This window comes from Brevundimonas sp. CURTG3B2_SDJG, from assembly GCF_057364705.1.
The window spans coordinates 1-8,031 of record NZ_JBNFOJ010000131.1 but is presented as its reverse complement, the minus strand read 5'-3'; the positions used below and the strand labels follow the sequence as shown (position 1 = coordinate 8,031).

The window sequence follows — 8,031 nt, the reverse complement described above, 5'->3', positions numbered from 1 at the left end:
CGCCGAGCGCCAGGTCGTCGACGCCCGCATACGGGAGTACGAAGCCCGCCTGCAGGGCCTGCAGGCGCGCCGGGCGGGGGCGGTGTCGGCCGCCCTGACCTCGGCCGAGAATGTCGCCCGCTATGAAGAGACCCTGCCTCTGACTCGGCAGCAGCTGACCGCGCGCCAGGACCTCGAGCGCCGGGGCCTGGCCCCGCGCCTGCGCGTGCTCGAGCAGGAGGAGCGCTACATCGCCCTGAGCCGGGAACTGGCGGCCGAACGGCACCGCGAGCGCGAGGCGCGGTCGCAGGTCAGCCTGATCGACCGCGAGCGGATACAGGCGGTCGAGGCCTTCCGGGGGGAGGCGGCGCGCGAGAAGGCGGAAGCGGAGGCCATCGTCGCCACCCGCACCGAAAGCCTGACCAAGGCCGACCAGCGCCAGGCCCTGCAGCGTCTCGCCGCCCCCGTCGCCGGCACGGTCAACGAGGTGTCGGTGACCACCCTGGGCGAGGTGGCCGAGGCGGGCCAATCGCTGATCACCATCGTGCCCGAGGGCGAAGACCTGGTCGTCGAGGCGCTGATCCTGAACCGCGACGTCGGCTTCGCGCGACGTGGCGCGCCGGTGGTCGTGAAGCTGGAGGCGTATCCATTCACCCGATACGGGAGTCTGACCGGCGTTCTGGAGCATATTTCGCCCGATGCGATAGTGGACGAACGCCGCGGATTGGTGTTCCCGGCGCGCATCCGGATCACCTCGCGCCAGCTCCGGTTGGGGCCGGGCGAGGAGGCCGTGCTGCAGCCGGGCATGGCCGCCACCGTCGAGATCGTCACCGGTCGCCGGCGGGTGATCGACTTCCTGTTGTCGCCGATCGCTCGGGCGGTGCAGACGGCCGGGCGGGAACGGTAAGGGGGAGGCCTCGTCCCGATGAGTTCGGGCCGGCAAGGCGGCGTCGAATGATCGCCGGTCGCCCCGCCCGGGCGCCGGCGGCGCGATCTGGAAGCGCTCGGCGAGAACGACCCCGCCCAACTCATGGCCGTCGACGCCGCCGCTTAACGCTGGAAGTTCACACTCCAGTGGCTGGCCGACTGACGGATTCCGGGCAAGGCGTTCGGCCGAGGGCGTGCGCGCCGCGTCGCAATCTTGGCTTGTCCGCCGTGGGAGGCGCGGTCGACCGTTCGGTGTCTGCGGAAAGCCCTGCGATCGGCTGACGTCGCGTCGTCCCGGCCTGCGAGCGTTGCCTCATCGATCGTCGCGCGGTCTTTGCCCCTGACGCGAATTTTTCGCGCAGGGAGGGTAGACAGGCTTCGCGGCGTCCGGCTCACTGGCCATCGGAGGATGACGTAGATGTGCAGGTCGCCCGCTGGGCCGCGTTCAGTTCCGGGACCCAGCGTCGGCGGTCGGCGCGGACGACTCTTCTCCGGTCTGGCGGCCGGTCTGGTCGCGACGGCCTGCATGGAGCAGGAGGCGAGCCTGCCCCCCGTCGTCCCGCCGAACAAGCCCGTCCTGGTGACCGTGACCACGTTGTCGAAGACGGCCGCGCCGCGCACGGCCGCCTTCTTCGCCACGAGCTTTCACAGCCGCGGCTACGCCGGCTACGATAGCTATGAGGGCCTGGATCGAATCGCCCGGCTGGCCCGCGCGCCAGTCGTCGTCTTCGCGCAGGACGCCGCCGCATCAGGTCGCCGTTTCGAGGGCGGCCTGCCCGCCGCCGGTCGCGCCTGGAGCGGCGTCCTGCCGCTCGATTCCGTCGATCCGACCGGCGACGGATCGGCCCAGCCGCGGGTCTTGCGACCCGCGGAGCCGCCGCGCCAATCGGGAAACCTGCCCTTTGCGGCGAGCGAAGGCTTCGATGTCGCCGGCCGGCGGTTCGCCGCCGCGGCGCTGAACAACGACTGCGATCAGGACTGCGCCGAGGAATATTCCTGGCTGCCGGTGTTCTCCGGCGGCCTTTCGTCGGACATCGCCTCCAGCGTCCCGGACCTCGCCGGGTGCGCGATCGTGCTTCGCTACCTGCTCTGCGACGTCCCGCGCGACGTCTACGCCTTCGTCGTGAAGGAGCGCGGCGAGGGGGTCGACGGCGTGGTCATCCTCTTCGACGTGACTGCGGCCCCGGCCCGGCCGGCGGCCTGCGCGGCGGGCGACGTCTCCCGATCGGTCCCGCTCCCGAGCGGCGTCCCGCCCAAGGACGACACCGAACTTTGCCTGAACCTGATTCTCACCAAAGGAGGGACGAATGCCGTCCGTTGACCCGGGTAGCCCGACATCAACCTTCCTGCGAAACGCCAACGCCCGGCGGGACGCCTATCGAATTCCCAACTTCCCGGGGAACGTCAACATTCCCGCCGGGGTCAATCAGGAGCGGGGGTACTGGTACCTGAACGTCGGGTTCTCCACCAACAGCTTCCATCGCGGACATGCTCAGCAGATTTACAATCCGAGAGATTCCGCGCTGATCATGCTCTACGGCGTCGCCGCCATCGAGCTTGCGACTGACGCCACGCCTTATCAGCTGGTGTTCTCCACTGGCGGAAGCGGCGGTTCCTTCGGGCGGCTGCAGCACGATATCGCCCAAGGGTATCATCCCCGAGCGGACCGTTTCGATCCGGATCCGGTGACGGCGGGCAACGACTTCGTTCGCATCATGAACCGGGCTGTGGCGCTGGGGTTGATCACCAACGTCGAGGCCAAGTTCGTCGAGGAGATCGCACGCACGAAGAGCGCGGTCGCGCGCACGACCCTCGCCCAACGCAATGAGGCTCAAAGCATCTTCTTGCGCGCGACCGCCAACGCGGAAATCCGCGCGATGATCGATGAAGTCGACATCCGAGCGTCCGTCCAATACGTGGGCCTTGCCGCCCATATCCTATCCGTCGCCGAGACGCGTCGGCTGGACTACGCCGCCTCGGTCGGGAACACGGCCCATAACCCGATCTTCGGCAACCGAAATTTCTCGGGCTATACGCCCTTCGATCGCAATTTCGCGGCGATCACGATCGCCTATCTGTCGGGCAACCTGCCCTCCAGGATCAACACAATCCTGGAGTTCTTCTCGGCCGACGTGTCGGTGACGATCGGAGGCGTCACCTTCCCGCCCAACCCGAGCGGCCGCAGCGTCGCGGACATCGAGGCGATGCTGACGGCGTTCGGCAAGACCACCACCGATATCGCGAAGCTGAGGGCCGGCGCCGCCGACGCCAGCCTGAACGGCGCCGTCTTCGGTGAATCCGGACTGATCGAACTGGCCTCCCTGGACAGCGCCGCGTTGGCCGACTTGTTCAGGGACGGTCGTGTTCAGGAGAAGGCCCTCGATCCTGTCGAGACCCAGCGACGCCAGGAGCTGTTGCGGCGCGCGCTAGACGCACAGTTCGAGGCCGGCCTGGGCTCGACCGTCTTCTCAGCGGTCGGCAACGTCCTGGGCCGGGGCAACGTCGCCGCCGGCATCCTGTACAGTTCAGTTCTGGGCGAGATCGGCGAACGTCTGGCTCTCACGATCGCCGGCGCGGGCGGCGCCAACTACGACGCGGCCGGCCAGGTCGAGATCGCCACCGCCGCCAATTTCACCGCCGACGTCTGGCAGCGGGTGAAGGGGGCCACGATCGGCTCGATCAGCTCCTTCCTCGCCGCGGAACTGGGTCAGTTGCTGGGGCTGGAGGGCTTCGGCGCCGACCTGCTGAACACCGTCAACTCGACGGTGATCGGCAAGATCATAACTAATCTGAGCCAGCCCGGCGCCACGTCGGCGAACATCTTCGACGGCTTCGGCAAGGCGGACATTCTCAAGTCCGGCGGCGTCGGAGTCATGGCCCTGAACGCGGTGGGCAGCTTCCTGGGCGCTCGCCTCGGCGCCATGGTCGTGACGCCCACGACCCAGGCCGGCGCGGCGCTCTCCTCGATCGGTTCGGCGGCCGGGGCCTATATCGCCATAGCCAAGATCGGCGTCTCGGTGTTCGGCACGGGAAAGCTGGCGTCCGCGCTGGGCAACCTCATCGTGCCCGGCATCGGCGCCTTCGTGGGCTTCGTCCTGGGCGCGCTGATCGGCAATTTGTTCGGGCGCAAGAAGCCCAAGGTCCCCACCGCCAATGCGACCACCTATCTGGACTACACGATCGACGAATTCGTGCTGGGCGCGTCCTCGGCGGCGAACGGCGGCAATCTGGACTTGGTCCGTCAGATGGCGACCTCGGCCCGGGACACCCTGAACGGCCTCCTCAGCGTCCTGAAGTCGGACGTCAGCTCCGACGCCGTGCCGCGCTACGGCTACTACTATTCGAACAACCAGATCCATTCCTACGCGATGACGCCGACGACGAGCTTCGGCCACACCGGCGGGCAGCTCTGGGTGCAAGTCAACACGCCCTATACGGCGACGATCAATGTCGCCTCGGCTGACGAGGCCGTCGAAAAGGGGGTGATGGCGGCGATCAGCCAAACCCAGGTCGTGGGCGGCGACATCTTCGCCAAGCGGGTGCTGAACGGGTTCGCGGGCGGCAGTCTCACCGCCCTGCTGGGCGATCTCCAAGTCGCCGCAGATTATCGTAAGTATGCGTCCGATCGAGGCCTGATTAACGGCTACATCGAGCGCGGCTACGGCGCCTTGGATCTCGCGGACAAGACCTTCTACGACGGCAACAAGGCGATCGTGGACCGGGTGTATGCGGTCGGCGAGGACGGCCTGACCGCGTCAGAGCTGAGCACCTACACGGCCAACGCCGCGACGATCGACCGGATCGTCAAGGCCCTTCAGGATCAGGCGATCGCCAACCCTGGATCATCACCCTGCAGCGCTCAGCCGAGCTGAAGCTCGACAAGTTCGCGGCTTCCGACTTCTTCGGCGGCGTCCGCGGCTTCCTGATGAGTTTCGGGGTCGAGGCCTTCGGCGCCTATTTTGAGGATCTGAGCTTCACCCGCGTCGGCGACGCCCTGCGGCTGGGCTTCGGCGCCTCCGCTACCCAGGGCGTCTTCACCCTGCTGCCGCAGGCGTCCGCCGACGGTCGGTCGGTCGACGTGACCAACTTCTTCCTGGAGACCTATGCGGGTGGTCCCAACGCGGTCGGCTTCCGCCTCAACCCCCCGCAGAACACCTCGAGTTCGGACTTTATCGATCGCAGCGCCTCGACGACCGGGGTGACGATCTCGGACTTCCGCTCGACGATGATCGCCGACGGCTACTGGTACCGGACCTCGGCGCCGCAGTGGGAGGAGGAGCCGCCTCAGCCCACCGAGCCGTATCCGAGCGCCGAGCACTACGCCTATCCTGGCTGGGCCTGGGTGCCCGACCCGCAGTACGACACTCACACCGGCGGCGACGACGTCTTCATCGGCGGCTCGGGCAACGACACCCTGCAGGGCTACGGCGGCTGGGACTGGCTGTCCGGCGGCGCCGCGCCGACACCCTGCAGGGGGGCGACGACAACGACGTGCTGATCGGCGGCGACGGCGCGGATCAGCTGCAAGGAGACAACGGCGACGACTACCTGTCGGGCGCGCCGACGGCGACACCCTGCTGGGCGGGGTCGGCAACGACCTGCTGATCGGCGGCGCGGGGTGGGACTACTTGGTCGGCGGCGACGGCGACGACCTGCTGCTGATCGACCAGAACGACGGCGCCCAGGACATCCTGGAAGGCGGCGCCGGTCGGGACGCCCTGTCGTTCGAGCGATGGACCCAGGCGGTGACCTTCACCATGGGGCAGGCGTCCGACACCTTCGGCTATTCGACGGTCTTCGGCGACATCTACGCTGGCATCGAGGACGTGATCGGCACTCGCTACGGCGACAAGCTGTATGGCGACGGCCAGGCCAACCGCCTGTCGGGCGGCGCGGGCTCGGACGTCCTGTCGGGCGGTGCTGGCGACGACGTGCTCGAGGGCGGCCTGGCCGCGGACAGCCTAGTGGGCGGCGACGGGAGCGACACGGCCAGCTACGCTGGCTCCCGCGCCCCGGTCTTCGTCGATCTGGCCCAGAACGAGGGTTTCGGCGGCGACGCCGAGGGCGACACCTTCTCGTCCATCGAGAACGTGACCGGGTCGCGCGGCGCGGACGAACTGCGCGGCGACGCGGGCGCCAACCGGCTGGACGGCGGCGACGGCGATGACTGGTTCGTGGCCACCAAGGGCGCCGACACCTACGTCGGCGGCGACGGCATGGACACCGCGGACTATTCGATGGGGTTCGTCACCGGAACCTCCGGAGGCGCGACGGTGCTGGGCCTGTCCATCTCGGGCGGCGTGGCCTCCTGGCGGGCCGCGGACGGCACGACCGGAACCCATGCCCTGACCGGCGTCGAGCACATCCTGGGCACGGACGGCGCCGATCAGATCACGATGACGGCCGGTTCCGAGTTCCTGACCGGGGGCAAGGGATCGGACACCCTGTCGGGCGGCGGCGGCGCGGACACCTATTACTTCTCGTCCGGCGACGGGATCGACTACGTCTACGATGACAACGTCGACGCCAACACCGTGTCCTTCTCTTCGGAGGTCGGCTTCAACAGCCTGACCTTCAGCTACGCGGGCGGAACTGGCGGCTTCCTAGACATCTACTACGGGCCCGGGGACTACGTGCGCATGGTCGGCAATTTCGCCGCCAACGCCGGCGCCGCCACCAACAACCGCTTGAAGATTCTGGACATGGCGGGCGGGGGTCAGCTGGACCTGTCGCAGATTCACCATGTGATCGGGGGCGGGACGACCGGGGCGGACACGATCAACGGGCTGGCGGGGTACTACGACCTGATCGCGGGCCAGGCGGGAAACGACACCATCTTCGGCTCGGGCGGGGTGTGGGAGGACAAGGGCAACGTCATCATCGGCGGGGCGGGAGACGACTGGATCTCGACCTCGGTGGGCGACGACCAGTTCGCGTTCGAGCGGGGCTCGGGCCGGGACACGGTGACGGACGCGGGCGGCGAGGACACGGTGGTGTTCGGGCCAAACGTCGCGGCCGACGACGTGATCTACAAGGTGGTGGGCAATGACCTGTACATCGGCATCGCCGAGGACGCGAACCCGGCGCTGGAGGCCCACCAGGTCACGGACTACGTTCGTGTGGTCAACGGGGCGATCCGCTACGAGAACGTGTCGACGGGCGCGCGGTCCTATGCGGGGGTGGAGTTCATCAACGCGGGCGGCTCGTGGGTCGACCTGCGCAAGCTGAACATCGAGTGGGTGACGTCGTACACCAGCGGCTGGCCGCCGATCGTGCTGGACCTGCAGGGCGACGGCCTGGACCTGATCGGGGTGGACCAGTCCAGCATCGTGTCGAAGCTGGCGTCGGGCTATCTGGCGCGGACTTCGTGGGTGGGGCCGACGGACGGCCTGCTGGCGGTGGATCGGGATGGCGACGGGCAGATCAACCGGAGCTCGGAGATCAGCTTCCTGGGCGACAAGGCGGGAGCCAAGACCGATCTGGAGGGACTGCGAGCCTGGGACACCAACGGCGACGGCAAGCTGAGCAGCGCCGACGAGGGCTGGTCGCGGCTGAAGCTGTGGGTGGACGCCAACCAGAACGGGCGTTCGACGTCCGGCGAGCTGAAGACGCTGGACGAGGCGGGGATCGTCGAGATCAACCTCGGCGGAACGCCGACGGGATCGAGCTACGAGACCTCGGGCGGGGACAGTTTCGTGCACAACACCCTGTCGTTCACCTGGGCTTCCGGGCGGACCGGCCAGGCCTATGACGTGGAGCTGGGACGCAAGCTGATCGGGGCGGAGGGGCTGAGCCTGGAGGCGCTGCGGGCGGCGTGGGGCGACGGGTCGTCGGACGCCGAACTGGGGCGGCTGATCACCGAACAGCTGCTGGCGGAGGGCGTGCGCCGCAGCGGCGGCTGGTCGGGCGTGATCGGCGAGCGGTTGGCCGAGCGGTCGTCGGATTCGGACGCGATCGACGACGTGGAGGTGGGCTTCGGATCGGAGACGGTCGAGGTGCAGCGGGCGGACTTCAGCGACCACGACGGGCTGTTCGCCGAGGAGGTGGCGCGCCAGATCGCGCGGCTCCGCCAGGCGCCGACGGCGACGGACGTGGACCCGGCGGTGGTGGCGGCGCTGCGGCTGC

Annotated in this window: 5 protein-coding genes and 1 pseudogene; all 6 read left to right on the top strand. The window is 68.5% G+C overall.

Annotated elements, in window-relative coordinates:
• On the top strand, positions 1-886 hold an 886-nt coding region (locus tag AC2W7C_RS10255; RefSeq protein WP_486001353.1), incomplete at its 5' end, for an HlyD family type I secretion periplasmic adaptor subunit.
• Positions 887-1,432: 546 nt separating this feature from the next.
• Entirely contained in the window at positions 1,433-2,227 is a 795-nt protein-coding gene (locus AC2W7C_RS10250) for a hypothetical protein (protein ID WP_486001352.1), read from the top strand.
• Complete coding sequence (locus AC2W7C_RS10245) at positions 2,214-4,778, top strand: hypothetical protein (RefSeq protein ID WP_486001351.1); 2,565 nt, start codon at positions 2,214-2,216, stop codon at positions 4,776-4,778. The genes AC2W7C_RS10250 and AC2W7C_RS10245 overlap by 14 nt, the downstream gene beginning before the upstream one ends.
• A 53-nt stretch (positions 4,779-4,831) precedes the next feature.
• On the top strand, positions 4,832-5,404 hold the full coding sequence (locus AC2W7C_RS10240; protein ID WP_486001350.1) for a hypothetical protein: 573 nt from the start codon (positions 4,832-4,834) through the stop codon (positions 5,402-5,404).
• The gene (locus tag AC2W7C_RS10235; RefSeq protein WP_486001349.1) at positions 5,398-5,511 is read left to right on the top strand and encodes a hypothetical protein; all 114 of its coding nucleotides are present in this window, start codon (positions 5,398-5,400) and stop codon (positions 5,509-5,511) included. The genes AC2W7C_RS10240 and AC2W7C_RS10235 overlap by 7 nt, the downstream gene beginning before the upstream one ends.
• A pseudogene (locus tag AC2W7C_RS10230) lies at positions 5,481-8,031 on the top strand (hypothetical protein); the annotation flags it as partial. The gene AC2W7C_RS10235 and the pseudogene AC2W7C_RS10230, both read left to right, overlap by 31 nt.